Source organism: Mycobacterium syngnathidarum, from assembly GCF_001942625.1.
GTDB classification, from domain to species: Bacteria; Actinomycetota; Actinomycetes; order Mycobacteriales; family Mycobacteriaceae; genus Mycobacterium; species Mycobacterium syngnathidarum.
This window is the reverse complement of record NZ_MLCL01000019.1, coordinates 1-24,781: the sequence shown is the minus strand read 5'-3', so window position 1 is coordinate 24,781 and position 24,781 is coordinate 1. Positions and strand designations below refer to the sequence as shown.

Annotated in this window: 25 protein-coding genes; 21 read left to right on the top strand and 4 right to left on the bottom strand. The window is 64.3% G+C overall.

The features are described 5' to 3' along the window. The 8 genes from BKG60_RS04105 (at position 1) to BKG60_RS04070 (ending at position 7,009) form a co-directional block, all read left to right on the top strand. On the top strand, positions 1-1,599 hold the full coding sequence (locus BKG60_RS04105; RefSeq protein WP_070947010.1) for a flavin-containing monooxygenase: 1,599 nt from the start codon (positions 1-3) through the stop codon (positions 1,597-1,599). After that, positions 1,599-2,402, top strand: a complete 804-nt coding sequence (locus tag BKG60_RS04100) for a mycofactocin-coupled SDR family oxidoreductase (RefSeq protein WP_070947174.1) — start codon at positions 1,599-1,601, stop codon at positions 2,400-2,402. The genes BKG60_RS04105 and BKG60_RS04100 overlap by 1 nt, the downstream gene beginning before the upstream one ends. Continuing rightward, positions 2,399-3,232 (top strand): mycofactocin-coupled SDR family oxidoreductase, encoded by an 834-nt coding sequence (locus tag BKG60_RS04095; RefSeq protein WP_070947173.1) that lies wholly within the window; start codon positions 2,399-2,401, stop codon positions 3,230-3,232. The genes BKG60_RS04100 and BKG60_RS04095 overlap by 4 nt, the downstream gene beginning before the upstream one ends. A gap of 8 nt (positions 3,233-3,240) precedes the next feature. Further along, positions 3,241-4,035 (top strand): SDR family NAD(P)-dependent oxidoreductase, encoded by a 795-nt coding sequence (locus BKG60_RS04090; protein ID WP_070947172.1) that lies wholly within the window; start codon positions 3,241-3,243, stop codon positions 4,033-4,035. 2 nt (positions 4,036-4,037) lie between these two features. Next, positions 4,038-4,883 (top strand): LLM class F420-dependent oxidoreductase, encoded by an 846-nt coding sequence (locus BKG60_RS04085; RefSeq protein WP_070947171.1) that lies wholly within the window; start codon positions 4,038-4,040, stop codon positions 4,881-4,883. A gap of 2 nt (positions 4,884-4,885) precedes the next feature. Continuing rightward, positions 4,886-5,380, top strand: coding sequence for a nuclear transport factor 2 family protein (locus BKG60_RS04080; protein ID WP_070947170.1), 495 nt, complete (start codon positions 4,886-4,888; stop codon positions 5,378-5,380). A gap of 445 nt (positions 5,381-5,825) precedes the next feature. Then, entirely contained in the window at positions 5,826-6,164 is a 339-nt protein-coding gene (locus BKG60_RS32315; RefSeq protein WP_242663675.1) for a hypothetical protein, read from the top strand. Positions 6,165-6,166: 2 nt separating this feature from the next. Next, entirely contained in the window at positions 6,167-7,009 is an 843-nt protein-coding gene (locus BKG60_RS04070; protein WP_070947169.1) for an SDR family oxidoreductase, read from the top strand. A gap of 7 nt (positions 7,010-7,016) precedes the next feature. Here the strand turns inward: BKG60_RS04070 and BKG60_RS04065 are convergent, their stop codons facing one another. Beyond that, complete coding sequence (locus BKG60_RS04065; protein WP_064878331.1) at positions 7,017-7,868, bottom strand: IclR family transcriptional regulator; 852 nt, start codon at positions 7,866-7,868, stop codon at positions 7,017-7,019. A 118-nt stretch (positions 7,869-7,986) separates the two neighbouring features. Here BKG60_RS04065 and BKG60_RS04060 point away from each other — a divergent pair, with 118 nt between their 5' ends. Beyond that, positions 7,987-8,631 carry a TetR/AcrR family transcriptional regulator gene (locus BKG60_RS04060; protein WP_070947168.1) on the top strand — a complete coding sequence of 215 codons (645 nt, stop codon included), beginning with the start codon at positions 7,987-7,989 and terminating at the stop codon, positions 8,629-8,631. Here BKG60_RS04060 and BKG60_RS04055 read toward each other — a convergent pair. After that, the gene (locus tag BKG60_RS04055; protein WP_070947167.1) at positions 8,628-9,506 is read right to left on the bottom strand and encodes an alpha/beta fold hydrolase; all 879 of its coding nucleotides are present in this window, start codon (positions 9,504-9,506) and stop codon (positions 8,628-8,630) included. The two genes, BKG60_RS04060 and BKG60_RS04055, sit on opposite strands and share 4 nt — an antisense overlap. 243 nt (positions 9,507-9,749) lie before the next feature. Between BKG60_RS04055 and BKG60_RS04050 the strand changes: the two genes are divergently transcribed. The 8 genes from BKG60_RS04050 to BKG60_RS04015 are packed head-to-tail and all read left to right on the top strand — an operon-like array spanning position 9,750 to position 18,941. Then, complete coding sequence (locus BKG60_RS04050; RefSeq protein ID WP_029110801.1) at positions 9,750-10,520, top strand: MlaE family ABC transporter permease; 771 nt, start codon at positions 9,750-9,752, stop codon at positions 10,518-10,520. Further along, on the top strand, positions 10,517-11,377 hold the full coding sequence (locus tag BKG60_RS04045; protein ID WP_070947166.1) for an MlaE family ABC transporter permease: 861 nt from the start codon (positions 10,517-10,519) through the stop codon (positions 11,375-11,377). The genes BKG60_RS04050 and BKG60_RS04045 overlap by 4 nt, the downstream gene beginning before the upstream one ends. Positions 11,378-11,389: 12 nt before the next feature. Beyond that, positions 11,390-12,577, top strand: coding sequence for an MCE family protein (locus tag BKG60_RS04040; RefSeq protein WP_070947165.1), 1,188 nt, complete (start codon positions 11,390-11,392; stop codon positions 12,575-12,577). Further along, entirely contained in the window at positions 12,574-13,605 is a 1,032-nt protein-coding gene (locus tag BKG60_RS04035; protein ID WP_070947164.1) for an MCE family protein, read from the top strand. Before BKG60_RS04040 ends, BKG60_RS04035 begins: the two co-directional genes overlap by 4 nt. Further along, on the top strand, positions 13,605-14,687 hold the full coding sequence (locus BKG60_RS04030) for an MCE family protein (RefSeq protein ID WP_070947163.1): 1,083 nt from the start codon (positions 13,605-13,607) through the stop codon (positions 14,685-14,687). Before BKG60_RS04035 ends, BKG60_RS04030 begins: the two co-directional genes overlap by 1 nt. Continuing rightward, a complete protein-coding gene (locus tag BKG60_RS04025) occupies positions 14,684-16,141 on the top strand; it encodes an MCE family protein (protein ID WP_070947162.1) in 1,458 nt (485 codons plus the stop codon). The genes BKG60_RS04030 and BKG60_RS04025 overlap by 4 nt, the downstream gene beginning before the upstream one ends. After that, positions 16,138-17,373, top strand: a complete 1,236-nt coding sequence (locus BKG60_RS04020; protein WP_070947161.1) for an MCE family protein — start codon at positions 16,138-16,140, stop codon at positions 17,371-17,373. Before BKG60_RS04025 ends, BKG60_RS04020 begins: the two co-directional genes overlap by 4 nt. Further along, complete coding sequence (locus BKG60_RS04015; protein WP_070947160.1) at positions 17,373-18,941, top strand: MCE family protein; 1,569 nt, start codon at positions 17,373-17,375, stop codon at positions 18,939-18,941. The genes BKG60_RS04020 and BKG60_RS04015 overlap by 1 nt, the downstream gene beginning before the upstream one ends. Before the next feature lie 85 nt (positions 18,942-19,026). Here the strand turns inward: BKG60_RS04015 and BKG60_RS04010 are convergent, their stop codons facing one another. Beyond that, entirely contained in the window at positions 19,027-19,539 is a 513-nt protein-coding gene (locus BKG60_RS04010; RefSeq protein ID WP_120764819.1) for an Rv2253/PknI dimerization domain-containing protein, read from the bottom strand. 190 nt (positions 19,540-19,729) lie between these two features. On the opposite strand from BKG60_RS04010, the gene BKG60_RS32310 reads away from it, so the two are divergent. From BKG60_RS32310 to BKG60_RS32305, 4 genes are all read left to right on the top strand, one after another. Beyond that, positions 19,730-20,062, top strand: a complete 333-nt coding sequence (locus BKG60_RS32310) for a hypothetical protein (protein ID WP_075909263.1) — start codon at positions 19,730-19,732, stop codon at positions 20,060-20,062. Continuing rightward, entirely contained in the window at positions 20,028-20,492 is a 465-nt protein-coding gene (locus BKG60_RS04000; protein WP_120764818.1) for a hypothetical protein, read from the top strand. The genes BKG60_RS32310 and BKG60_RS04000 overlap by 35 nt, the downstream gene beginning before the upstream one ends. A 158-nt stretch (positions 20,493-20,650) precedes the next feature. After that, positions 20,651-21,262: a hypothetical protein gene (locus tag BKG60_RS03995; protein ID WP_242663674.1), complete on the top strand. Its 612-nt coding sequence runs from the start codon at positions 20,651-20,653 to the stop codon at positions 21,260-21,262. Positions 21,263-21,531: 269 nt separating this feature from the next. Then, on the top strand, positions 21,532-21,894 hold the full coding sequence (locus BKG60_RS32305) for a hypothetical protein (protein WP_242671569.1): 363 nt from the start codon (positions 21,532-21,534) through the stop codon (positions 21,892-21,894). Between the two features lie 45 nt (positions 21,895-21,939). Here the strand turns inward: BKG60_RS32305 and BKG60_RS32300 are convergent, their stop codons facing one another. Continuing rightward, on the bottom strand, positions 21,940-24,249 hold the full coding sequence (locus BKG60_RS32300; protein WP_242671567.1) for an HNH endonuclease signature motif containing protein: 2,310 nt from the start codon (positions 24,247-24,249) through the stop codon (positions 21,940-21,942). Positions 24,250-24,781: the final 532 nt, after the last annotated feature.

Sequence of the window (24,781 nt, the reverse complement as noted above, 5' to 3'; positions counted from 1 at the left end):
ATGAGCGTCGTAGATGTTGTGGTGGTGGGCGCCGGCTTCGGTGGCCTGTACGCGTTGCACAAGTTCCGGTCGCAAGGGTTGTCGGTGCGAGTCTTCGAGGCCGCTCCGGAGGTGGGTGGCACCTGGTACTTCAACCGCTACCCGGGTGCACGTTGTGATGTCGAGAGTGTCGACTACTGCTACTCGTTCTCCGAGGAACTCCAACAGGAATGGACCTGGACCGAGAAGTACGCCACCCAGTCCGAAATCCTGAAATACATCAACTGGGTGGCCGACAAACTCGATCTGCGCCGCGACATCACGTTCGAGACCAGGGTGAGTTCGGCGGTGCTCGACGAGCAGACGCTGCGCTGGACCGTCACCACCGATGCCGGAGAAACCGTTGACGCGCGGTTCGTGGTCATGGCCACCGGCCCGTTGTCGGCGGCGATGACTCCTGACTTCCCGGGCCTGGACAGCTTCGCCGGCAACGTCTACCACACCGCGCACTGGCCGCATGAGGATGTGGATTTCACCGGCAAGCGCGTCGCCGTCATCGGCACCGGATCCTCAGGGATCCAGTCCATCCCGATCATCGCCGAACAGGCCGAGCAGCTCTATGTCTTTCAACGTACCCCGAATTACAGCGTGCCGGCCGGTAACCGGCCGCTGACGGAGGATGAGGTTGCCGAAACCAAGGCCAACTATGCCGAGCGGCGCCGGATGTCCTGGCGCAGTGGCGGTGGCTCACCACATGTCGCACACCCCAAACTCACCATGGAAGCCACGCCCGAAGAGCGTCACGATGCCTTCGAGAAGCGTTGGGAACTGGGCGGAGTGCTGTTCTCGAAGACGTTCACCGATCAGATGGTCTCTCTGGAAGCCAACGAGGAAGCCCGCAAGTTCTACGAGAACAAGATCCGTGCCGTGATCGACGATCCGGATCTGGCCGAGTTGCTGATTCCCGACGATCATCCGATCGGGACAAAGCGGATCTGTACCGATACCAACTACTTCCAGACGTTCAACCGTCCCAACGTCGAGCTGGTGAGTGTCCGTAAGACGCCGATCGAATCGATCGACGAAACGGGAATCAACACGTCCGACGCGCACTATGGCATCGACGCGTTGGTGTTGGCCACCGGGTTCGACGCGATGACCGGCACGCTGGCCAAGATCGACATCGTGGGCAGGGGTGGCAGGAAGCTGGCGGACGACTGGGCCGACGGGCCCCGCACCTACCTGGGTCTGGGTACCGATGGCTTCCCCAACCTGTTCCTGGTGTCCGGTCCCGGGGCACCGGCGGTGCTGGCCAACATGGTTCTGCATGCCGAAGCCCACGTGAACTGGATCGCCGACGCCATCGAGTATCTCGACCAGAACAGCTACGCGGCAATCGAACCGACGCCTGATGCCGTGGACAGTTGGATCGCCGAATGTGCCGAGCGTGCCGACGCCACGCTGTTCACCAAGGCCAACTCCTGGTACATGGGCGCCAACGTGCCCGGCAAGCCTCGGATGTTCATGCTGTTCATCGGCGGCTTCGGCGTGTACCTCGATATCTGCAACGAGGCAGCGGCCGATGGATACAGAGGATTCGAACTGCTGAAGGCGCCCTAGTGCCGAGTCTGGCGGACAAGGTTGTCCTGGTTACCGGCGCCGGCGGCGGTACCGGACGCGTGCATTGCGAACGCTTTGCCGACGTCGGGGCAGACGTCATCGCGCTCGACCGGACTGAGGCCACCGACGACCTACGAGAGACGGCCGAGCGAGTGCGGCACCGTGGCAGGCGTTGTGCCATCGGTACGGCCGACATCGGCAGTCTCGCCGAGGTCACGTCCGCGGTCGACTCGGGTGTGACGACGTTGGGCCGACTCGACATCATCATCGCCAATGCGGGTATTCACACGGCGAACAGGCCGGCGTGGGAGATCAGCCCCCGGGAATGGCAACGCAATCTGGATGTCAACCTGACCGGTGTCTGGCACACCGTCAAAGCCGGTGTGCCCCATATTGGTTCCGAAGGCGGAACGGTGGTGATCATCAGCTCGACCAATGGATTACGCGGCACCGCCGGAACCGCCCACTACACAGCCAGTAAGCACGCGGCGGTGGGCCTCGCCCGCACACTCGCCAATGAACTCGGGCCGCAACGTATCCGGGTGAACACAGTCCATCCCGGGGCAGTCGCGACGCAGATGGTGCGAAACCCCGACACCTATAAGCGGTTGCGGCCAGATCTGGACAACCCCACCGAAGCCGATGCAATCGAAGTGCTCACCGCGCGAAACCTGCTCCCGGTGCCGTGGGTGGAACCTATCGATGTGGCCAATGCCGCGGTTTTCCTGGCTTCCGACCAAGCTCGATACATCACCGGCACCCAGCTCGTCGTCGACGCCGGCCTCACCCAGAAGACGACATGACCGGCCGGTTGAAGGGCAAGACCGCTGTGATCACCGGTGCTGCGCGCGGCATCGGCCGCGCCCAGGCCGTGCGCTTCGCGGAAGAAGGCGCGGACATCATCGCCGTCGATGTGTGCGGGCCGATCGACTCGGTGCAGGTGCCACCCAGCGCACCAGAGGATCTCGCAGAAACTGTTCGCCTCGTCGGGCAGGCGGGCGGTCGGATCGTCACCGGGATTGTCGACGTCCGGAACGCGGACGAACTCCATGACGTTGTCGACCGCGGCGCCACAGAGTTCGATGGGATCGATATCGTCTGCGCGACTGCGGGAATCACGTCGCGAGGCGCCGCCATCGAACTTTCCGAGGCGGCGTGGCGCACCATGCTCGACATCAACCTGACCGGGGTGTGGAACACCTGCGCTGCCACTGCGCCGCACCTGATCAAACGCGGCACGGGGTCGATGGTTCTGACCAGTTCGATCGCGGGTCTCCGAGGATTGGTGGGCGTCGCGCACTACACCGCCGCCAAGCACGGTGTCGTGGGGCTGATGCGTAGCCTTGCCCATGATTTGGCGCCCCATGGTGTGCGGGTCAACTGTGTGCACCCGACCAACGTCGACACACCGCTGATCCAGAACGATGCCGTGCGTAGCGGGTTCCGGCCCGACCTGGACCGTCCGCCCACCCGCGAGGAATTCGCCGCCGCCGCCACGCAGATGAACCTGCTCGCCGTGCCGTGGGTGCAGCCCGTCGACATCGCCAATGCCAGCTTGTTCCTGGCTTCGGACGAAGCCCGCTATATCACCGCGGTCAGCCTGCCGGTTGACGCCGGCAGTACCCAACGCTAGGAGGAAACATGACTGATCTCGCCAAGTACGGGCCGTGGGCCGTCATCGCCGGCGGTTCCGAAGGGGTGGGTGCCGAATTCGCCCGCCAACTGGCCAAAGCCGGATTCAACCTGGTGCTCGTCGCCCGCAAGCCAGGCCCGCTGACCGACACCGCCGACCAGTGCCGTGAGCTGGGTGTCGATGTGCGCGCCATATCGGTGGATCTGCTCGATCCGCAATCAGTTTCGCGGATCGCCGAGGACACCGCCGATATCGAGGTGGGGCTGCTCATCTACAACGCCGGCGCCAGCACCTGCAACGAGTTGTTCCTCGACACCGACCTGGCCGAGTTCCAGAAGGTCACCGACCTCAACGTGACCCGGATGCTTGAGATGGTGCAGCACTACGGACGCTCGATGGCAGACCGCGGCCGCGGTGGCATCATGATCGTCGGCTCGCTCTCGGGATACATGGGTGCGTGGCGGCACTCCATCTATGCCGGTGCCAAGGCGTTCTCCAGGATGTTCGCCGAAAGTCTCTGGCTGGAACTGCGTGAGCACAATGTGGACGTACTCGAACTGGTGCTGGGTGTGACACGTACCCCGGCGATGGAGCGGGTCGGATTGAACTTCGATGCTCCCGGGATCCTGGTCAACGAGCCGGCGGAAGTGGCTACCGAGGGACTGGCCCACTTGGCCGACGGACCGGTGTGGGTGGCCGGCGGCAACGCGGACCGCGCGGAAGCCAATAGCGCTCCTGACCGATCCCGCGTGGTGTTGGAAACTCATCGGGCGATCGCGGAGCTCATCGCGGGGACGCACTGACCGTGCGGCTGGGTCTGTCAACACCGGTGGTGGTGCAGGTCCCTGGCGTGGCATCACCCTGGGAGACCGAAGCTGGGATCGCTGATCTGGCTCGAATATCGGCATCGGCAGATGATCTCGGTTTCGACTACCTGACCTGCTCAGAACATGTGGCGGTGCCGGCGCAGGATGCGGCGGTCCGGGGTGCGGTGTACTGGGATCCGCTGGCAACGCTGGGGTTTCTGGCCGCGCACACCCGACGGATCCGACTTGCCACGTCAGTGCTCGTATTGGGGTACCACCACCCGCTGGAGATCGCCAAGCGGTACGGAACCTTGGACCGCGTCAGTGCCGGCCGTTTGGTCCTTGGCGTCGGAATCGGTTCCCTGAAGGCGGAATTTGAACTGATCGACGCGCGGTGGTGGCAGCGTGCAGAACGGGCTGACGATGCGCTGCGCGCGCTGCGCGCCTCATTGTCCAGTGCCACGCCGAGCTACCACGGTCCGTTCTACGACTACGAGGACATGACGGTATTGCCGCATGCCGAGCAGCAGCAGGTACCGATCTGGGTCGGTGGTCGCAGCGCTGGATCGTTGCGACGGGCCGTGAAGTTGGCCGACGGTTGGATGCCGTTCGGGCTGAGCCCCGAGTCGGTGCGGGACCTGCTCGACGACGTCGATCTTCCCACCGAGTTCGACGTGTTGCTCTCGGCCACGGTGGATCCGGAGGCCGACCGCGTTGGCACTCGAAAGCGGTTGGCGACACTACGTGATGCCGGCGCGACGGCGGTTACCTGCGCAGTGCGGGCCGACAGCGTGGACCACTACTGCGAGCAACTCGCCCGACTGCGTGACATCGAGGAGCAGTGATCATGACCATCGAACGGCAGATCCTCGATCGGCTGCAGCGACTCGAAGATGAACTGGCCATCACGAAACTGATTGCTTCATACGGTCCGTCGGTTGATGCGGGGAATGCCGAGAATGCCGCTGCACTGTGGGCGCCCGACGGTACCTATGACGTCGAAGACTGGCTGATGACCGGGAGGAAAGGTGTGCATCAGATGGTCGGCTCGACAGCGCACCAGGGTCTGGTGGCTGCGGGTTGCTGCCATTTCCTCGGCCCGGCAGTGGTCACGGTCGACGGCGACAGCGCCGTCGCGGTGTGTGAATCACTCGTGCTGTTGCGCGATGGCGCATCCGACTACCGGGTGTGGCGGGCCACCGCCAACCATTTCGCGTTGGCCCGTGTTGACGGGCAATGGCAGATCACGACACGCACCAGTCGGCTGCTCAACGGGAATCCGTACGCGCATACTCTGCTCAACCTGGGGTTGGCGGGAGCGCCTGTCCCCGAGCAGATCTGAGAGGCTGCGATGTCCGCTACTGATTGCCCTCTGGTGTTCTTTTCGTTCGTCGCGCTCGACAGTGGAGGAGCGGAGGAACACCGCCGCTACAACGAATGGCATCAACTGGATCATCGCCCAGAGAATCTTGCGCTGCCCGGAGTCGCGTGGGGAGACCGGTGGAGCCGCGCGGCCTCCTGCCGCGAGGTCTCAAGGGTCGAACCCGCACAGGCCGATACCGACTATGTCGCGATGTACTGGTTCCGTTCTCCCGTGGAGCAGTCGGTGCGGGAGTGGGAACAGCTCGGGGCGGACTCATTTCAGTGGGGTCGCGGACCGATGATCCCCGGCGTGCGCCGCACAGTGCTCGCATTCTTCCGACCGGTCAAGGGCTACGCCGCTGCCTCGGCCTTGGTGTCGCCCGGCGTGATCCCGTACCGGCCCAACCGGGGGGCTGCACTTGACGATGACCCGGTTTGCCGAACCCTACGGCGCCGAAGCTCACGAGCATCACCGATGGGAGGACCGGGTGGCGATCCCGGCTCTGCTGGAAATGGACGGTGTGGCGGGGGCGTGGACTTTCGCACTGGATCGCCACCAGCACAATGGGCTGGGCCTTCGTTCCTCGGAGGCGGCAGATCCGCCCGGCGGCCTGCGCATCCGTCTGCTCTACCTCGATGACGATCCCGTCCGCGTCACCGGCCGGATCAGGGACCGGCTGGCTGACAAGGCGCCTGGAACCGCACCCGGTGAGTGCGTCATCGACACGCCACTGAACGCGATCATACCCTGGCAGGACTGGTGAGAATGGGTACCTATGCGGTGACCGGATCGGCGTCGGGGATGGGCCGCGCGGCGGCCGAGCGGCTGCGGATCGGCGGGCACCGCGTGATCGGTGTCGATTTGCGCGATGCCGAGGTGATCTCGGATCTCTCGACTGCACAAGGCCGTTCGGACGCCGCTGCTGCGGTGCTTGCGTTGGCTGAGGGTCGGCTCGACGGCGCAGTGATGGCGGCAGGTGTCGGTCCGCTCCCGGATCGCAACGCGGTACGGCTGATCCTGTCGGTCAACTATCTCGGGGTGGTGGACCTGCTCGAGAAGTGGCGACCGGCGTTAGAGGCCTGTGGCAACGCAAAAGTGGTTGTCGTTGGTAGCAATTCGAGTACCACGATGCCGATGGTGCCGGTGCGCGCGGTGCGGGCTCTGCTGCGCGACGATCTTGACCGTGCGGCCAAGACCCTGCATCGGTACCGCGCGGTCGCACCGTCGCTCAGCTATGGTGCATCGAAGATTGCGGTATCGCGATGGGTGCGGCGCAATGCGGTGCTGCAGAGCTGGGCAGGTGCCGGGATCCGACTGAACGCGATTGCTCCAGGCGCGATCCGGACCCCGCTTCTGGAGAAACAGCTGGCGTCCCCACGAGAAGCCAAGGCGGTGCAGTCCTTCCCAGTTCCCGTCGGCGGCTTCGGCAATCCTGATCATCTCGCGGAGTGGATGGTCTTCATGCTCTCTGATGCGGCTGAGTTCCTATGCGGCAGCGTCATCTTCGTCGATGGTGGATCAGATGCCCATTTCAGACCAGATGATTGGCCTCGGCGGGTACCCACATCCCGGATTCTCAACTATGCCTTGAAGTATGTGCGCTGCTAGGTTCTTGTCACCTACCCCCGACGGCTGCAACTGTGGGCTCGCCGGTTCGATGGATCATGGCCGGCGTAACCACGCGATGCGCTGCTCGTGACTGGCTCGCGCCGTTGCGGGGCACATCTGAAAGGCTATGGCAGATAGCCCATGACGCGCTGTGTACAGCCGCGGCGACGGGCTCGATCCGCGTCGACCTGGCGGGCCCGCACAGCGACAGCGCGAATTGATTGCCTCCCTCGCTCACGCTGATCGGAGCGGCCACGACGGTGACTCCCCGCTCACAACCCTCGGCATCGACGGCAACCCCGCCGCGAGCGCGTACGGCGGCCAGGCTTCGATCCAACTCCGCCCGGTTGCGAATTCCGTACGGCGACGTCACCGCGTACCGCAACTCTGGCCAGGCTGACTCGTCCATCTGCGCCAGGAGCGCTCTGCCGGCGGCACTCTGTTCCACGGGCTGCTTGAAACCGACCTGCCAACAACTGCCGGAGCTGGGCCACATGCCGAAGCGTTCGATGTGCAGCACGTGCGTACCTGACAGGACGCTGAGATGAGCCGTCAGGCCGGTACGACGGTGTAGGTCCGCCATCACCGGCAGTGCCGCTTCGGGAACTCGACGCTGCCGTACTGCCTGGCGGCCGAATTCGAACATCTTCAGACCCAGTGTGTATTCGGCGCCATGGCGTTCGATCCAGCCGAGCTGGACCAGTCCCTGCAGGATGCGATGAGTCGACGAGCGGGGAACGTTCGAATACCGGGTGATTTCCGCCAGTGTGAGTGTTTGGCGCGCGCCGAAGACCTCCAGAAGCGCAGCCGCCCGATTGAGCAGCGCTATGGGAGCAGCGTCGTCATCCGACGTTGGCACAAATCCCTCCATACCTGTCATACTCTGCACACATGTCACAACGTGACAGGTGTGAGTCTAGGCACAGCGTGCCTGCGAAGTAAAGGAGACCGCGTGCCGGTGCGACGACAATCAGCGAATGCCCAAAGGTAAGGGGCCGACGCTCACCGAGCGTCGCGCTGAGGAATTGCGGCTCAACATCGCCAGGACCGCATGCGACATCTTCATCGCCGACGGCGACACCACGGCAACCGTGGAGCGCATCTGCGCCGAAGTCGGCATCGCGACGCGAACCTTCTACCGTCACTTCCCCGTCAAGGAAGACGTCCTGGGCCCGCTGTTCCGGCGCAGCGAGAACCACATGCGTAGCCTGTTGTCCTCTGCCGCAGCGGATTCCGATCCGGTCGAGGTTCTCGTCGATATGTTCACCGTGGAAGTCCGGCAGCGCAGGACAGCCGACGTCCAGCACCGCGAGTCCGTTGAGATCGGACGGAAACTGATGGCGCTGGTCGCCGAGACTCCGCAGTATCGCCTGCGATGGCTGGACTGGAGTGCCACCCTGGCCGACTCCATCACCGAGTTCCTGGCGCGCCATTTCGAACTCGGGGACGACGAGTTCGCCCGAGCGCTACCGAGCAGGCTCATCATCCACGTCAGTGGCAATGCCTACATCTGGTGGACGGACGCCAAAGAACTTCACGAACTCGATGAGTTGGTGGCTGCGCACCGGTCGGGAATCGGCATGGTGCTGTCCGGCCTGCAGCGGTCGGACCGTAGTAGCTAGTCCCTGGTCAGGAAGCCGGTCACCACGGATTCGAAAGCGCACTTCGCCTCGATCATGGCCCAGTGCCCACAGTTGGGGAACACGTGAAGCTCGGCGTTGGGGATCGTCCGCATCGGAATCAGCGCCATATCAAGCGGACTCACGCGATCATCGCGTCCCCATGTCAGCAGTGTCGGCGCCGACACCTTGTGCATCCGTGCCCACGGCATGGGCAGGTCTGAGGCGGCCATCGAGGCCATCATCGCTGCAAACGCCGCCTTGCCGTACATGCGGCGTGCGGCAGCCAACGTCTCCGGGTCGGTCGCCAGCGCCCAACGCTCCTCGATCAATTCCTCGGTGACCAACGACCGGTCGTAGACCATGGAATGAAGCCAGTCGATCAAGCGTTGCCGAGTCGGGTCCTCGGTGAATTCCTGGAGCAGACGGATTCCCTCGCTCGGCCCGGGGGAGAAGATCGTGGTACCGATCCCGCCGATCGTCACGAGTCGGCCGACCCGCTCGGGCGCGTTGATCGCCGTGTTTATGCCGACGCCGCCGCCCATGGAGTTTCCGACGATGTCCACCCGTTTGATACCGAGCGCATCCAGGAACGGAGTCACGGCGCCCTGGGCCGTGACCATCGGGTGCCCGCCCCAGTCGTCGGAAACTCCGAAACCTGGGAACTCCAGGACCAGGCAGCGGAAGCGTTCGGCGAACGTCGGTAGCACCCCGCGGAAGTTGCGCCACCCGGTGACTCCCGGGCCCGATCCGTGCAGGAACAGCACGGTGGGGCCGCGGCCGACATCGTAGTAGCGCAAAGCGCCTGCGGGGGTATGGATTTCACGGAGAGTGTCCGTGGTACCGGCTCCGTCGGTGACCGAAACAGAATTCGACACGGCGTTTTCTTTCCTGTGGCTGACTTGTCGCACTCAGCCTCACACGGGGGTGTGGGGTGTGGCAACGGCATGTTCCGCTGACCGGGTCAGCGGCGGGTTTTGACGGCCCCGAAGGCAGATTCCCGGTAGGTGGGATACGCGGTGGCGCGACCGGTGGCGAACTGTGATCGTTCCCGGTCGAGGCATGTGGTCCGGGTCATACCAACCCACCGGATCTGATTCAGGCCAAGAACGGAGAACTCGATGTTGCAGCGACAACTCGCCGGCCCACTCGAGGGGGTGGGTGGGTTGTTCGCCATGTCGGTGGACGCCGCCAGATTCGTGGTGCGCAGACCATTCCAATGGCGCGAATTTCTCGACCAATCCTGGTTTGTGGCAAGGGTTTCCATGGCACCGACACTGCTGGTGGCGATCCCGTTCACCGTTCTGGTGTCGTTCACCCTGAACATCCTGCTGCGCGAACTCGGTGCGGCCGACTTGTCGGGCGCGGGGGCGGCCTTCGGCGCGGTGACCCAGGTCGGGCCGATGGTGACGGTGCTGATCGTGGCCGGCGCCGGCGCCACCGCCATGTGTGCCGACCTCGGATCGCGCACCGTCCGCGAAGAGATCGATGCCATGGAGGTGCTGGGCATCAACCCGATCCAGCGCCTGGTCACTCCGCGCATGCTGGCGTCGGGTCTGGTGGCGCTCCTGCTCAACAGCGTTGTGGTCATCATCGGAATCCTTGGCGGATACCTGTTTTCGGTGTTCGTTCAAGACGTCAACCCCGGTGCGTTCGCGGCGGGTATCACCCTGCTCACCGGTATCCCGGAGGTCGTCATCTCCTGCGTCAAGGCGGCATTGTTCGGGCTGATCGCCGGGCTGGTGGCCTGCTACCGCGGGCTGACCGTCTCCGGTGGCGGTGCCAAAGCGGTGGGGAATGCTGTCAACGAAACTGTTGTGTACGCCTTCATGGCGTTGTTCGTGGTCAACGTGGTGGTCACCGCCATCGGCATTCAGATGACGACGCGATGACGGGGGCATCGGCCGTACTGCAATCGGTCTATCCGCGGCTGTCCCGGGCCGTGCGACGGCCCGGAGCCACGTTGAGCGGCATCGGTGACCATGTGCTGTTCTACGGCCGGGCCCTGGCAGGCATGCCGCATGCTGCGGTGCACTACCGCAAAGAAGTGGTCCGCCTGATCGCCGAGATCTCAATGGGTGCAGGCACATTGGCCATGATCGGCGGCACGGTGGTGATCGTGGGGTTTTTGACCCTGGCCACCGGCGGCGTGCTGGCGATCCAGGGCTACAGCTCGCTGGGCAACATCGGCATCGAAGCACTTACGGGCTTCCTGGCCGCCTTCATCAACGTCCGGATCTCGGCGCCCATCGTGGCCGGCATCGGTCTGGCCGCCACCTTCGGTGCCGGCGTCACCGCCCAGCTCGGGGCGATGCGCATCAACGAGGAGATCGACGCGCTGGAATCGATGGCGATCCGGCCCGTCGAATATCTGGTGTCCAGCCGGATCGTGGCCGGGATGATCGCCATCACCCCGCTGTACTCGATCGCGGTGATCCTGTCGTTCGTGGCCAGTCAGTTCACTACGGTCGTGCTGCTCGGGCAGTCCGGTGGCCTGTACGGGCACTACTTCAGCACCTTCCTCAATCCGATCGACCTACTCTGGTCGTTCCTGCAGGCGCTGCTGATGGCATTGGCGATTCTGCTCGTGCATACCTACTTCGGCTTCTTCGCCACTGGCGGCCCGGCCGGGGTCGGCGTCGCCGTCGGCAATGCGGTCCGGACGTCACTGATCGTCGTCGTCTCGATCACGCTGCTGATCTCGCTGGCCGTCTACGGCTCCAACGGCAATTTCAACCTCTCCGGCTAGGGAAGGCATCTGATGTCACACGACGCTAAACGTCTTCTGACGGGATTGACCACGGTGGTGGTGATCGCCGCGATCATCACCGGCGCCATCGTGCTGTTCCGCGGTGGGGTGGCGCCCACCGCTGCGGTGACCGTCCTCTCGCCGCGGGCCGGTCTGGTGATGAACCCGGAGGCCAAGGTCAAACTGCACGGTGCGCAGGTCGGCAAGGTCGTCGCCATCGAGACGTTGCCGGACGGGCAGGCGGCGCTGCACCTAGCGATGAATCCTGATGACCTGCAGCTGATTCCAGAGAATACCGGCGTCGAGATCGCATCCAGCACGGTGTTCGGTGCCAAATTCGTCCAACTCGTCCCGCCGGCGGAGCCGTCGTCGGCATCGATGTACGGGGGCCAGGTGCTCGATGCGAGGCACACCACCGTCGAGATCAACACGGTGTTCGAGCAACTGGTGTCGGTGCTGGCACAGATTCAGCCGGAAAAGCTGAACGAGACCTTGGGAGCGATGGCTCAGGCGATCGACGGCCGCGGTGACAAGATGGGACAGACCTTGGTCGATCTGGAGGCCCTGCTGGCGAAGATCGCCCCCAGTCTTCCGACGATGAGCCACGAGATGGCCGTGGCACCACAGGTGTTCAACGCGTACGCCGATGCCGGACCAGAACTCATGGACACCGTGCGCAACGCGACCAAGCTCAGCGACACGCTCATCGAGCACCGAAACGATCTGGATGCGTTGCTCGTCAGCGCGATCGGACTGGCTGATGTCGGCACTGACGTGGTGGGCAGCAACAGCGCCGCCATCACCGATTCCATGCGGCTGCTGGCGCCGACCACCAATTTGACCAATCAGTACAACGCGGCACTCAACTGCGCGCTGAAAGGCATGGAGCCACTGGCGATGGGGCCGCCGCAGCCACTACCCGGCGTCATGCTGCTGGACTCGTTCCTGCTGGGCACCGAACGCTACCGCTACCCGGGCAACCTGCCCAAGGTCGCCGCCACCGGCGGCCCACAGTGCCAGGGCCTGCCCGAAGTCGGCTTCGAACAACGGCCGCCGTTCATTGTCACCGACATCGATGCCAACCCGGCGCAGTACGGAAACCAAGGAATCCTGTTGAACTCCGAGGGACTCAAGCAGGCCTTGTACGGCCCGCTCGACGGTCCGCCCCGCAACACACCCCAGATTGGACAACCGGGATGACGCGCAGCATCGGCACCGCGATCAAGTTCGGCGTGTTCGGCGTGACGATGTTGCTCCTGACCGCAGCGTTGTTCGCGATCATGGGCCAGTACCGCACCGGGACGACCAACGGTTATTCGGCCGTGTTCAGCGACGCGTCCAGCCTGAAGGTCGGCGATTCCGTGCGAGTAGCGGGCATTCGCGTCGGTACGGTCAAGGACGTTGCGTTGCAACCTGACAACACCGTGCTGGTCAACTTCGACTCTGATCGTGAAGTGGTCATGACGACCGGCACCAAGGTCGCGGTGCGCTATCTCGACCTTGTCGGCAACCGTTATCTGGAACTGCTGGAGGGCCCGGGCTCGACCAAGATCCAGCCGGCAGGTTCGCAGATCCCGCTCGAGCGCACCGAGCCGGCGCTGGATCTCGATCTGCTGCTCGGTGGGCTCAAGCCCGTCATTCAGGGACTCAACGCCCAGAATGTCAACGCGCTGACGAACTCGCTGATCCAGATCCTGCAGGGCCAGGGCGGCACTGTGGAATCGCTGATGGCGCACACGACCTCGTTCACCCAGGCCCTCGCCGACAACGGACAGACTGTGCAACAGCTGATCGACAACCTGAAAACCACCGTGGCAACGGTTGCCAAGGACGGTGACAAATTCTCGGGGGCCGTCGACCAACTGCAACAACTCATCACCGGTCTGTCCCAGGAACGCGATCCCATCGGCGAGGCGATCACCGCGCTGGACAACGGAACCGCCTCTCTGACAGACCTCATGACCCAGGCCCGGCCGCCCCTGTCAGGCACCGTCGATCAACTCAGCCGACTGGCGCCGCTGCTCTCGAATGAGGACGACATGGCGCGGATGGACCTTTCGTTGCTGAACGCACCCAAGAACTACCGCAAGCTGGTCCGGTTGGGGGCCTACGGCAGCTTCATCAATCAGTACCTGTGCGGCATGAATGTCCGGGTCACCGACCTGCAGGGGCGCACCGCGTACTTCCCGTGGATCATGCAGAACACCGGACGCTGTGGGGAGCCCTGATGCTGAAATACCGCGGATCGCATCTCATTCGGAGCGGACTGATCGGGATCGTGCTGATCGCGATGGTCATCGCTGTCGGGCTCCAACCTCAGGCACTGTGGTCCTGGGCCACGTCGGTGAAGTACCATGCGCTGTTCGCCGAGGCCGGTGGGATCACCACCGGTAACGACGTCAAGATCTCCGGGGTCACCAAGGGCCTCGTCACCGACGTGAGCCTGAGTCACGGCAAGGCGCTGGTGACCTTCACTCTCGACAGCAAGGTGCGCCTGGGCTCCGCGACCACCGCGCACATCCGCACCGGAACCATGCTCGGTGCCAGGATGCTCACCCTCGAACCGGGCGGCGCGGGCACAATGCGCGCCTCCGACACCATCCCCATCACCAGGACGGCGTCACCGTATTCGTTGACCAATGCCGTCGGTGACTTCACCAACAACACGGCCGGCACCGACACGGCTGCGCTCACGCAATCCCTGGACACGTTGTCGGACACCATCGATCGCATGGCGCCGCAACTGGGACCAACGTTCGAGGGTCTGTCCCGGCTGTCGGAAACCCTGAACAGTCGCAACGAATCGCTGTCCAACCTGCTCAAGAGCGCTGCCGACGTGACCGGCATCCTCTCCAAGCGCAGCGAGCAGGTCAACACACTGCTGCTGGACGCGAACGCGTTGACCGGGGTGCTCGACCAACGCCGGTACGCGATAGTCAACCTGCTGGCCAACACCTCGGCGCTGTCTCAGCAGCTGTCCGGACTCGTCCACGACAACGAAGAAGAGCTCGCACCCACCCTCAAGCAGCTCAACTCGGTGACGGCGATGCTGGAGAAGAACCGTGACAACATCGCGGCAGCCCTGGCGGGTCTCGCCAAATACCAGGTCACTCAGGGTGAATCGGTGAACAACGGCTTCTACTACAACGCCTTCGTCGGGAACCTCCTGCCGGCGCAGACTCTTCAGCCCTTCCTCGACTATGCCTTCGGATTCCGGCGCGGTACCAACGCCGGACAACCGCCGGACAATGCCGGTCCGCGCGCCGAATTCCCATGGCCCCACAACGGTATTCCTGGAGGAAGTCGATGATCGCCCGCAACCGCAAGCGGATCAGCCGTACCGTGTTGGTGCTGCTCGCCGTGCTGGCCCTGGCCGGCACGGTGGTGATCGTGCGGCAGACCGTCTTCAAGCCGACCACCATCACCGCGTACTTCACCTCCGCCACCGCGATCTACCCGGGCGACGAGGTCCGCGTGGCAGGCGTCAAGGTCGGCTCCATCACGAGCATCGAACCGGTCGGGGGACAGGCGCGGATCACTCTCGCCGTCGATCACGGCGTGAAGATTCCGGCCGACGCCAAGGCGATCCTGATGGCGCAGAACCTGGTGGCCGCTCGTTATGTGCAGCTGGCCCCGGCCTATGAAGATTCCGGACCGACCATGGCCGACGGTGCCCAGATCGGTGTCGAGCGCACCGCGGTGCCCGTCGAGTGGGACCAGGTCAAGGACCAGCTGATGCGGTTGGCGAGCGATCTGGGACCGCTCAACGGGGCGTCGGCCACCTCGCTGAGCCGCTTCGTCGACAGTGCCGCCGCCGCCATGAACGGCAACGGTGAGAAACTGCATGAGGCGATCAGCCAGTTGTCCGGAGTTGCAAAGATCCTCGGCCAGGGGAGCGGCGATCTCGTCGGCACCATCAAGAACCTGCAGGTCTTCGTCACGGCACTGCGGGACAGCAACGCCCAGATCGTAGAATTCCAGGGACATCTCGCCAACGTCACCAGTGTTGTCGACGGGAGCCGTTCCGACCTGGACGGTGCTCTGACCAATCTGGCCGATGCAGTCGGCAACGTCCGGCGGTTCATCGCCGGCACGCGCGATCAGACCGCTGAGCAACTGGAGCGGTTGAACAACGTCACCCAGAATCTGGTGGACAACAAGACCAAGCTGGAGAATGTCCTGCACGTCGCGCCCAACGCGATCGCCAACGGTTACAACATCTACAACCCCGACAGTGGGACCGCCGTCGGTGCTTTCGCGCTGTCGAACTTCGCCGATCCGGTTTCGGTGGTGTGCTCGGCGATCTCGGCGGTGAAGAACGCCACGGCGTCCGAATCTTCCAAGCTGTGTGCCCAGTACCTCGGGCCTGCCCTGTCGTTGATCAACTTCAACTACCTGCCGATGCCTTTCAACGCCTACCTGCGCAAGGCGCCCAGCCCGGAGAATCTGGTGTACACCGATCCCAATCTCGCACCCGGCGGGGCCGGCGGGCGTCCGCAGCCGTACGCGGACCAGCAGCCGGCGGTGTCGGCCTACACCGGTGCTGGTGACGTGGCGCCCCCGGCGGGATGGGGTGCGCCCCCGGGCCCGCCGGGCTCGTATGCACCCAACGGACTTCCCGCGAACCCGTCACCCGCGGCCTATCCCGGATCACCGATCGTCTCGGACACGCCGGTGCAAGCACCGAAGTCGTTGGGGGACATGCTTCTACCCGCCGAGATGGCTCCGGCCCCCGCACCACCCGCCCCAGGAGGCACCCCATGAGCGCTCGGAGGTCATTGACGCGGCTGGCCGTGGTAGCTGCCTGCGCGGCGGCGAGCCTGACCGGCTGTGCGTTCCACGGACTGAACTCGCTGCCGCTGCCCGGCACGGTGGGGCGCGGGGCTGACGCCACGACCTACCACGTCGAGCTCGCCAATATCGGTACGCTGGAGGCCAATTCGCCGGTCATGATCGGTGATGTCATCGTGGGCAGCGTCTCCCGCATGGTGGTGAAGGGCTGGCACGCGGACGTGGAGGTCTCGGTCAAGCCGGACGTCGTCGTTCCGGCCAACGCGGTCGCGACCGTCGGTCAGACCAGCCTGCTGGGCTCCATGCACATCGCACTCGACCCCCCGCTGGGGCAGTCACCGTCAGGGCGGCTGTCACCGGGCGCCACGCTCGAGCTCAACCAGACTTCGACTTATCCGTCGACCGAACAGACCTTGTCGTCGCTGTCGGTCCTCGTCAACGGTGGTGGTCTGGGCAAGATCGGTGACCTGGTCACCGAATTCAACGCCGCGCTCAACGGCCGCGAAGACCAGATTCGCGATCTCCTCACCCGGCTCGACGACATCGTGGGGATGTTCGCCAACCAGCGCGACGACATCAACGCTTCGATCACGGCACTGAACCGGTTGGCGGGCACGCTGTCCGGACAGCAAGAGGTGATCACCACGGCGCTGGAACGGATCCCGCCGGCCTTGGACGTCCTGGTCAAGGAACGCCCCCGCATCACAACCGCACTGGAGAAGTTTGGGAAGTTCAGCGACACCGCCACCAAGCTTGTCCATGCGACGCGGGACGACCTGCTGACCAATCTGCGCAACCTCGAACCCACAGTGAAGGCACTGGCCGACGTCGGTCCGAATCTGGGCACCGTGTTGGCCTATGCACCGGCTTTCCCATATCCGCAGAACTTCATTGACCGGGCGATTCGCGGGGACTACCTCAACGAGTTCATCACCTTCGACTTCACCGTCCCGCGGCTGAAGCGAGGATTGTTCCTGGGGACCAGGTGGGGCCAGGAGGGCTTGCCGTTGACACCGGCGCCCGGCGATCCCTGGTTCTCGAACTACACCAAGGATCCCCTGAACATGCCACTGACTCCGCCACCTCCCGCGGTGGCCACGATGCCGCCGCTGGTCGACCCGGCTCCGGACGAAGGGCAGTCCGATCCGCCGGCCGCAACGCCACCTTCCGACCCTGCAGCAGCGCCGAACGGAGGTGGCAACTGATGCTCACCCGCTTTGTCCGAATTCAGCTGATCATCTTCGCGGTGGCGTCGGTGATCGGGATGGCTCTGATGGGCATCGTGTACATGCAGGCACCCACCCTGTTGGGAATCGGGCGGATGACGGTGACCCTGCAACTGCCCGGAACCGGTGGCCTGTACCAGTTCTCGAACGTGACGTACCGCGGCGTGCAGATGGGGAAGGTCACCGAGGTGCGGCCAACCCGTGACGGAGCGGTGGCCACACTGTCGCTGAACACGTCACCCAAGGTGCCCGCGGACCTGCACGCCGCAGTCCTCAGCGTGTCGGCAGTGGGCGAGCAGTACGTGGATCTGCAGCCCCGCAACGACTCGGGACCGTATCTCCACGACGGGTCGGTCATCCCGGCATCCAGCACGTCGATTCCCCAAGCCGTGGGGCCTATGCTCGATCAGGTCAGTTCACTCATGGGCAGTATCCCGAAGGACAAGATCAGCCCGCTGCTCGACGAAACCTTCAAGGCCTTCAACGGGACCGGGAATGACATGGGAGCGCTGCTCGACTCCTCGTCGAGACTGATCAACGAGGCGAACGCTGCCTCCGATCAGTCCCGGGCGCTCATCGACGACGGTGCGCCCTTGCTGGACGGGCAGGCCGAGTCGGTCGATGCGATCCGCACCTGGGCCCGGAGCATGGCCGGAATAACCAAGCAGGTCGCCGACGACGACCAGCACGTGCGCACCCTGCTGAAGGACGGGCCGGGAACCGCGGACGAAGCATCCCGCTTGTTCAATCAGGTCAAACCTACGTTGCCTCTGTTGCTCGCCAACCTCACCAGCTTGGGTCAGGTCGGGGTGACCTACCACCCGTCGTTGGAGCAATTGCTGGTGCTGCTGCCGCCAACCGTGGCCTCTACGCAGTCATACGGTGCGCCGAAGAACAATCCGGTTGGAATGTCGCTGGGCGACTTCACCCTCAACATCGGAGATCCGCCTGCGTGCACCGTCGGATTCCTACCGCCGTCGGCGTGGCGGTCTCCGGAGGACACCAGCGACATCGACACCCCCGACGGGTTGTATTGCAAACTGCCGCAGGATTCGCCGATCGGTGTCCGCGGAGCACGCAACTACCCGTGCATGGGGAAACCCGGGAAACGTGCTCCCACTGTCGAAATCTGTAACAGCGACCGACCTTACGAGCCTTTGGCGATGCGCCAGCACCCCCTCGGCCCCTACCCGATTGATCCCAATCTGCTGGCGCAGGGGATAGCGCCGGATTCGCGGGTCGACCGGGACGGAGCCATCCACGGCCCGGTCGAGGGCACCCCGATGCCGCCGGCTGCCGCGCCTTCCGAAGGACCTGTGGAGGAGCCTGTCGCACCGCCTGCAGGTGAGGTGCCTCCGAGTCCGGACGCCCCGACGATAGCACCGAGTGCATTCACTCCCAATGGATCTCATGGCCCGTCGGTCGCGATCGCCACCTACGACCCGAAGTCGGGGCGGTACGCCACACCGGACGGCAAGGTGTACCGGCAGACCGATCTGGTGCCGTCGACCGGCGACCCGACGTGGAAAGACCTGTTCACCACCTGATTGCCCGTGAATGCCAAAGTCCCCGCAATAGAAGCCATTGCGGGGACCTTGGTGTACCTGACCGAGTAACTGAAAGGCTATGCGTTCAGGCGGTTTTCACGAGTTTGAACGGCATCGTGATAAACACGACTTTGCTGGTGCCGCACGACCCGCTGACCCCGGTGGTCGAGTCCTCACCCAGCAATGTCGTCGACGCCGGATCGGTTGCGGTGGCGTCCGCGTTCGAGGGAAAGAAGCGGTACACCTGCAGACCCGGGCCTGCGGTCCCGTCGCCGCAGGGCTGCCAGTTGTCCACGGTCTTCTTGACGTACCAGACGCCGCTCTTCTTGTAGATGGGTGCGCTCCAGCCCCAGTCGGTGTCGACCGTGCCGGTGCACTCACTCGGGTAGCTGCACGTTGTCGAGATCGTCCAGGTGCCACGGATACTGGCCTCGTCGTGGAAGATGTCGTTCGTCTTGGCCCACTCGCCGTTCGACGTGGCGATGTAAGTGCCGTTGAGGCCCCAACTCGGAGACGCCGCGGCAACCGGGCTGCACAAGCCGGCCACCCCAGTGGCGGTGAGCACCGCCGCCCCGATGAACGCAGTCGACACCCGCATGACCAAACTCCTCTGTACGCCGGCCACCGGTGGTCGCCGCGGCAGTGTTCACTGTGCAACGTCTTCTGTCTTCTGACGGACAATGTCCCACCTAGTGGGCCATGAGCTGGCGGCCGGATTCAGCCGTGCCACAGTGTCGTACGTGCGAATACCGTTGGTAGCCACGGCAGGACTGCTCGTTGCGGCGGCGATGATCGCCCCGTCGCCGGCGAGCGCAGAGCCTGTCGGCTGCAGTGAACCCTCATGCGTACCCGGAATCACCGGTGGCGTCGTGCTCGGCGCGCCGTGCTCGGATACCGCGTACTACGTCTTCGGCACCACTTCTTGGGGCCGTTTGGTGTTCTGCGGGTCGCCGCGTCGCTACGAGCCGCGCTACTTCCGGTCACCGCCACTGAAGGGCGTCCGCGAGGAGAACACACCATGTACCGGCTTCGAGAATTCTGTCGCACAGGCGCCCGATGGGCTGTTCCTGAGTTGTGTGTCGAGCGATGGAACGAGCAGGTGGCTTCGTGGTGACCTCTGACGCGCGGTACCGCACAGGCGCGGTCACTGCACTTCTGGCCTTCGGCCTCGGTGCCGGTGTGGCGGCGGCGGTCCCGGCACAGGCCGATGACGCACCGATGGTGCATCGGGTGACGTACACGGTCACTGCCGAGCAGCCGACGACGGTCGGCATCTACTACCGAGAGGTCGATCCGCCCACATGGGCCGACTACAGCCACAATCCGTATGAGTTCAGTCCCAGGGACGATCTCACATTGGAACCGGGAAAGCCCTGGGTCCGCGAGACCATGCTCGCCGACCCGATGAAGTGGGCCATGGTCACCGTCACCACGGCCGGATTGGCTCCGCAACCTACCCAGACCCTGCGGTGTGAACTGGCCATCGACGGAAACCTCGTCGACCGGGCCGACGGGCCCAAAGGGGCGTTGTGCTCACTGCGCAACTGGTGATCGCGCAAGTCCGTCCGGCATGGATTTGTCCGCTGGGTGGGACAGCAGCGTCGGCGTCGGCTCAGGCGGCATTAGCGTGCGGCAAGTCACATCGGCTATGAGACGACCGCCGCTACCGGTGCCATCCGTGCCTGGCCGAGACCAACCGGAGGTGCGCTATGCGGTTACTCAGCCGCTCCGACCAGGAAACTGAGACAGCCATGCTGGACGAGGCCGATGACCTCGACTCTCAACAGGACGGCACTGACGACCAACCACCCGTCGTGGACGAAAAACGTAGATGGCGACCGAAACTCGCAACGGTCCTCGTGGCCGCCGCGATCCTTCTCAGTGGAGTGTTACTTGCGGCGAGCGGATACATGCTCTGGTTTCACCGGCAGACGGATCATGAGCAGCAGCGCCGAGCGGAGTTCGCGGCGGCCGCCTCGCAAGCTGCCGTCACATTGATGTCGATCGACAGCGCGACCGCGCAGGACAACGTGCGGCAGATCATCGACAACTCGACCGGTCAATTCAAAGACGACATCCAATCCTCCGCTGAGGATCTGGTCAAGGCGGCGCAGGACTCGAAAGCAACCACGAAGGCGACGGTCCGCGCCTCGGCAGTGCAGTCCATGGATACCGACTCCGCAGTGGTCCTCGTCAGTTCGGCGACCACGGTCAGCAACTCGGCCGGAGCGAATCAGCAGCCGCGAAACTGGCGCTTGAGCCTCACCATGGTCGAAGGCGGGGGACAGATCAAGATGTCGAAAGTGGAGTTCGTCCCGTGAGTACAACGACAGCAGAAGTAGATATCGAGAGCGCCTCCGACGAGGAATCGACAGTCGAGGAGCCAAAAGTCGACGACGCCGACGGCATGGGTTCCGAGGAGGCCGGCGCAGACGAGGGACCTGAACCCACGGAGTCCTGGACTCGTCGAATCGCACGACGATGGCGACCGATTGCCGCCGTGTGCGTACTCCTCGCGTCGGCAGGCGCGGCGGCAGGTCTCTATTTCGGCATGTACCGCACCGACCATGGGAGTGCCGGAGCATCCACAGTGGTGGTCGACGCAGCGTCCGAAGGTTCAGTGGCGTTATTGTCCTATGCGCCAGACAGTTTGGATCAAGACATTGCCGGTGCACGATCCCACTTGACGGGTGATTTCCTGGATTACTACAGCGAGTTCGCACAGAAGTTCGTCGTGCCGGCGGCCAAAGAGAAAGACATCCACGCCACCGCATCGGTCGTCCGCGCCGCTCCGATCAACGTGGAATCGGATACTGCGCAGGTATTGGTCTTCCTGAACCAGGCCACGACCAGTCGCGACAACCCTGAACCCGCGCAGGCTGCCAGTGCAGTGACCGTCGGCCTTGCCAAAGTGGATGGCAACTGGCTGATCTCGTCGTTCGACCCGATCTAGCGGATACGACGGGGGAGTCGACGGCACTCGGACCGTGACATCTGGCTACGGTCCGCGTACTGCCTTGTCGCTGATGGAGTTGCCATTGCTTATGGGCTGCCATGGGTCGGGAGTGTCGAGCAGTGTCCAGCCAGCCGGGATTTCCGGTTCGACGGCTTCCACGGCGTATGGTTCTGGGTCCCAGAGGTGTTCAACGCTGGGAAGGTCAGGTGGGCAGAAGGTGTTGTCCCAGTCCGTGTTCCAGTCGACGTCCCACTCTGTATCGGGCGTGTGCTGCTGGTGTGGCTTTATGTCCCAGTCCGGGTCTGGGTCAAGCTCGGGCTGGGGCCGAAGGTCTGGGTCTGGGACTGGGTATGGGTCTTGGGTGAGGTTCGGGTCCGGCTGGGAACGTTGGTGGGGACCTGGTCCCCGTTCCCATGTGGGATCCGGTGTGAGGTCGGCTGGTGCGCGTTCGGATTCGGGTGGGGTGAGCAGCAGTTCGGGCCGATGAAGGTAGTTGATGCGGTTCTGGCCGTGATCCAGCTCTGGCGGCGGGTGCCACTGCACGACACCGTCGAGGTTGATGGTGGTGCTGTACCCGCCGTCGGCGTGGACCAGACGGTTGTCGGGGCCGCAGGCCAGGGCCATGTCATCGACGTTGGTGTTCCCACCGGCGGCCCAGTCGAAGGCTTGGTCGTTGTTCGATCGCCACGCCGCAGGGTCGTCGTAGGTGTCTGTGTCTTGCGAGGATTCGTCCCGCAGAATCCACTTGGGCGATTGTTCCGGGTCGAATGTCTCGGAGTCCCAGAGTTGTTCCGCGGTGGGTGCCATGAGGGCGGATTCGTCGAAAACAGAGTCGATGTCGAGGTTGAGGTCGTTGTCCCAGTCGGGGTTCCACTCGGGTTCCCATTCCCGGTTGGGGGGCGTGGGTTGCGTGCCGTCCCATTCGGCGTCTTGGGGCTGGGGCCCGGCCTGCGCCTGGGGCTTGGGTTCGGCCGGTGGTTCGTCCTCGGGTGGGGTGAGTAGTAGTTCGGGGCGGTGGTGGTAGTTGATGCGGTGTTGGCCGTGGTCGAGGTGCGGCGGGGGCTGCCATTCCACCTCGCCACGCTCGTTGATGGTGGTGGTGTAGCCACCGTCGTCATCGACGAGGCGGTTGTCGGGGCCGCACGCCAAGCTCATGGTGTCGACGTTGGTGTCGCCGCCGGCAGCCCAGTCGTCGGTGGCGTGGTGGGCTTGGCACCCGTAGGCACCCACGGTGCAACCCGGTTTGGTGCAGCCCCCGTCGCGGGCGATGAGCATGATGCGCTGGGCCGCGCTGGCGACCCGGCGGGCCCGAAAATAGTTCAGCGCCGCCCCGGTGGCCTGATCGAAGATCGCCAGGTAGTGACTGGCATGGGCACCCATCCGGATGACGTCTTTGATCGGGATTTTGGTGCCGCCACCGCTCACCCCGATCCCGGCGCGCGACTCCAGATCTCGCAAGGTGGTGCGCACGATGATCGACACCGGCAGCCCGTTGAGCTGACCGAGATCGCTCATCAACGCGATGCGTCCGACCACGAGCAGGGCGTCGTGTTGGCGTTGAGCCAGGCTGCGGTGATCGTTGTCGATCTGGGCTTGGGTCGGGGTGCCGCTGGTGCAGGGCTGCTCGTCGTCGGGGTTGCACATGCCCGGGGCGGCGAATTTGGCGAACAGCACCTCCCACACCGCAGCCGCTTCCGGACTCAGGTTCGCCGTCCACGGTGTCATGGCGTCTCGACCCTGCTTGCCCACCGACAGCCCGCGTTTGCGGGCACGTTCGGTGTCGTCGGGCTCGGGGCCGTCCTGATCGAGCAGAAACAGCCGCAAGTCGGCGGTGTCTTTGAGTTCTTTGGGGCCCACCCCGACCGCGACGCGCACCAGGTCGGCCTCGAACTGTTCACGGGTGCTCGCATCGACGAACCCGGGCAGTCGAGTGACCGCGTCGCGCAGCACCGTGACGTGATCAGGATTGATCAGCCCGGCACCCTGGGCGGCGGCCACCACCGGCAACACCGCCGGCAGGGGTTCACCGGTGAGGGCGCGGCGCGGCCCCAGCGCGGCCGTCTCGCCCAACCGGCGAGAGGCCTCAGCGGTCGACAACCGCCACCGCACCCGCAGCACCTCGTTCCACGATTTGGCGCCCAACTCGCGGGGTGTGGTGTCGGCCTGCAACTGGGCCAGCAGCCGATGCAGCGGGGAAGGTAGTTGGCAGGTCAGGGTCTCGTACTCGTCGAGCACCGCCAGCAGTTCACCGCGGTTCAGCGAAGCGAAGTCACACGCGGCGAACACGTCGAAGGCGGCCCGCAACCCGGCCACCGCCTGAACCGCACCCGCCTGCATGACTCGAACATACATTCGAGCACCGACAAATGCGGCCGCACGAAGTGTGTTATCTCTCAGGACATCGGTGACAGTTCTGGTGGTCTTGGTGGTGACACTTCAGGTTCCAGGCTCTGGCGGCGGCCGTTAGTGAACCCATCGATCCTCGTGTTCGCCTTACCATCTCGCAGTGGCCTGATGATGCACCTCGAGTGGCGGCCGGCCTCCCCGCGCTAAGCCAAGGCGCTCGTTCCTGACCCCCTTGGCGCGTGGATGGCGTTCACGTTGTCTGACGTCGTCGAGTTCCTTTGCAGCAGTGTCATCTTCGTCGACGGCGGCACAGATGCCCACTTTCGTGCCGGTGACTGGCCGCGGCGGGTGTCCATGCTGCGGCTTCCGGCGTACGCCCTGAAGTGCCTGCGCCGGTGGATCTGTGGACTAAGCCTCGATCCACTGATGAATTGGGGTAGGTGTGCCTCGCTGGGCTGTTGAGGGCTGGTCCTGGTCGCGGGCAGGGGGTATCTGCTGGTCTGTCCAGCTGTTCCTGTGCGCTCCGGTCGGGCCTTTC

Bases quoted from the DNA above. Each gene is read 5' to 3' on its own strand.
- BKG60_RS04105 (WP_070947010.1), top strand. From the start codon at position 1: ATGAGCGTCGTAGATGTTGTGGTGGTGGGCGCCGGCTTCGGTGGCCTG.
- BKG60_RS04095 (WP_070947173.1), top strand. From the start codon at position 2,399: ATGACCGGCCGGTTGAAGGGCAAGACCGCTGTGATCACCGGTGCTGCG.
- BKG60_RS04090 (WP_070947172.1), top strand. From the start codon at position 3,241: ATGACTGATCTCGCCAAGTACGGGCCGTGGGCCGTCATCGCCGGCGGT.
- BKG60_RS04080 (WP_070947170.1), top strand. From the start codon at position 4,886: ATGACCATCGAACGGCAGATCCTCGATCGGCTGCAGCGACTCGAAGAT.
- BKG60_RS32315 (WP_242663675.1), top strand. From the start codon at position 5,826: ATGACCCGGTTTGCCGAACCCTACGGCGCCGAAGCTCACGAGCATCAC.
- BKG60_RS04070 (WP_070947169.1), top strand. From the start codon at position 6,167: ATGGGTACCTATGCGGTGACCGGATCGGCGTCGGGGATGGGCCGCGCG.
- BKG60_RS04060 (WP_070947168.1), top strand. From the start codon at position 7,987: ATGCCCAAAGGTAAGGGGCCGACGCTCACCGAGCGTCGCGCTGAGGAA.
- BKG60_RS04050 (WP_029110801.1), top strand. From the start codon at position 9,750: ATGTTGCAGCGACAACTCGCCGGCCCACTCGAGGGGGTGGGTGGGTTG.
- BKG60_RS04045 (WP_070947166.1), top strand. From the start codon at position 10,517: ATGACGGGGGCATCGGCCGTACTGCAATCGGTCTATCCGCGGCTGTCC.
- BKG60_RS04040 (WP_070947165.1), top strand. From the start codon at position 11,390: ATGTCACACGACGCTAAACGTCTTCTGACGGGATTGACCACGGTGGTG.
- BKG60_RS04035 (WP_070947164.1), top strand. From the start codon at position 12,574: ATGACGCGCAGCATCGGCACCGCGATCAAGTTCGGCGTGTTCGGCGTG.
- BKG60_RS04030 (WP_070947163.1), top strand. From the start codon at position 13,605: ATGCTGAAATACCGCGGATCGCATCTCATTCGGAGCGGACTGATCGGG.
- BKG60_RS04025 (WP_070947162.1), top strand. From the start codon at position 14,684: ATGATCGCCCGCAACCGCAAGCGGATCAGCCGTACCGTGTTGGTGCTG.
- BKG60_RS04020 (WP_070947161.1), top strand. From the start codon at position 16,138: ATGAGCGCTCGGAGGTCATTGACGCGGCTGGCCGTGGTAGCTGCCTGC.
- BKG60_RS04015 (WP_070947160.1), top strand. From the start codon at position 17,373: ATGCTCACCCGCTTTGTCCGAATTCAGCTGATCATCTTCGCGGTGGCG.
- BKG60_RS04010 (WP_120764819.1), bottom strand. From the start codon at position 19,539: ATGCGGGTGTCGACTGCGTTCATCGGGGCGGCGGTGCTCACCGCCACT.
- BKG60_RS32310 (WP_075909263.1), top strand. From the start codon at position 19,730: ATGATCGCCCCGTCGCCGGCGAGCGCAGAGCCTGTCGGCTGCAGTGAA.
- BKG60_RS04000 (WP_120764818.1), top strand. From the start codon at position 20,028: ATGGAACGAGCAGGTGGCTTCGTGGTGACCTCTGACGCGCGGTACCGC.
- BKG60_RS03995 (WP_242663674.1), top strand. From the start codon at position 20,651: ATGCGGTTACTCAGCCGCTCCGACCAGGAAACTGAGACAGCCATGCTG.
- BKG60_RS32300 (WP_242671567.1), bottom strand. From the start codon at position 24,249: ATGTATGTTCGAGTCATGCAGGCGGGTGCGGTTCAGGCGGTGGCCGGG.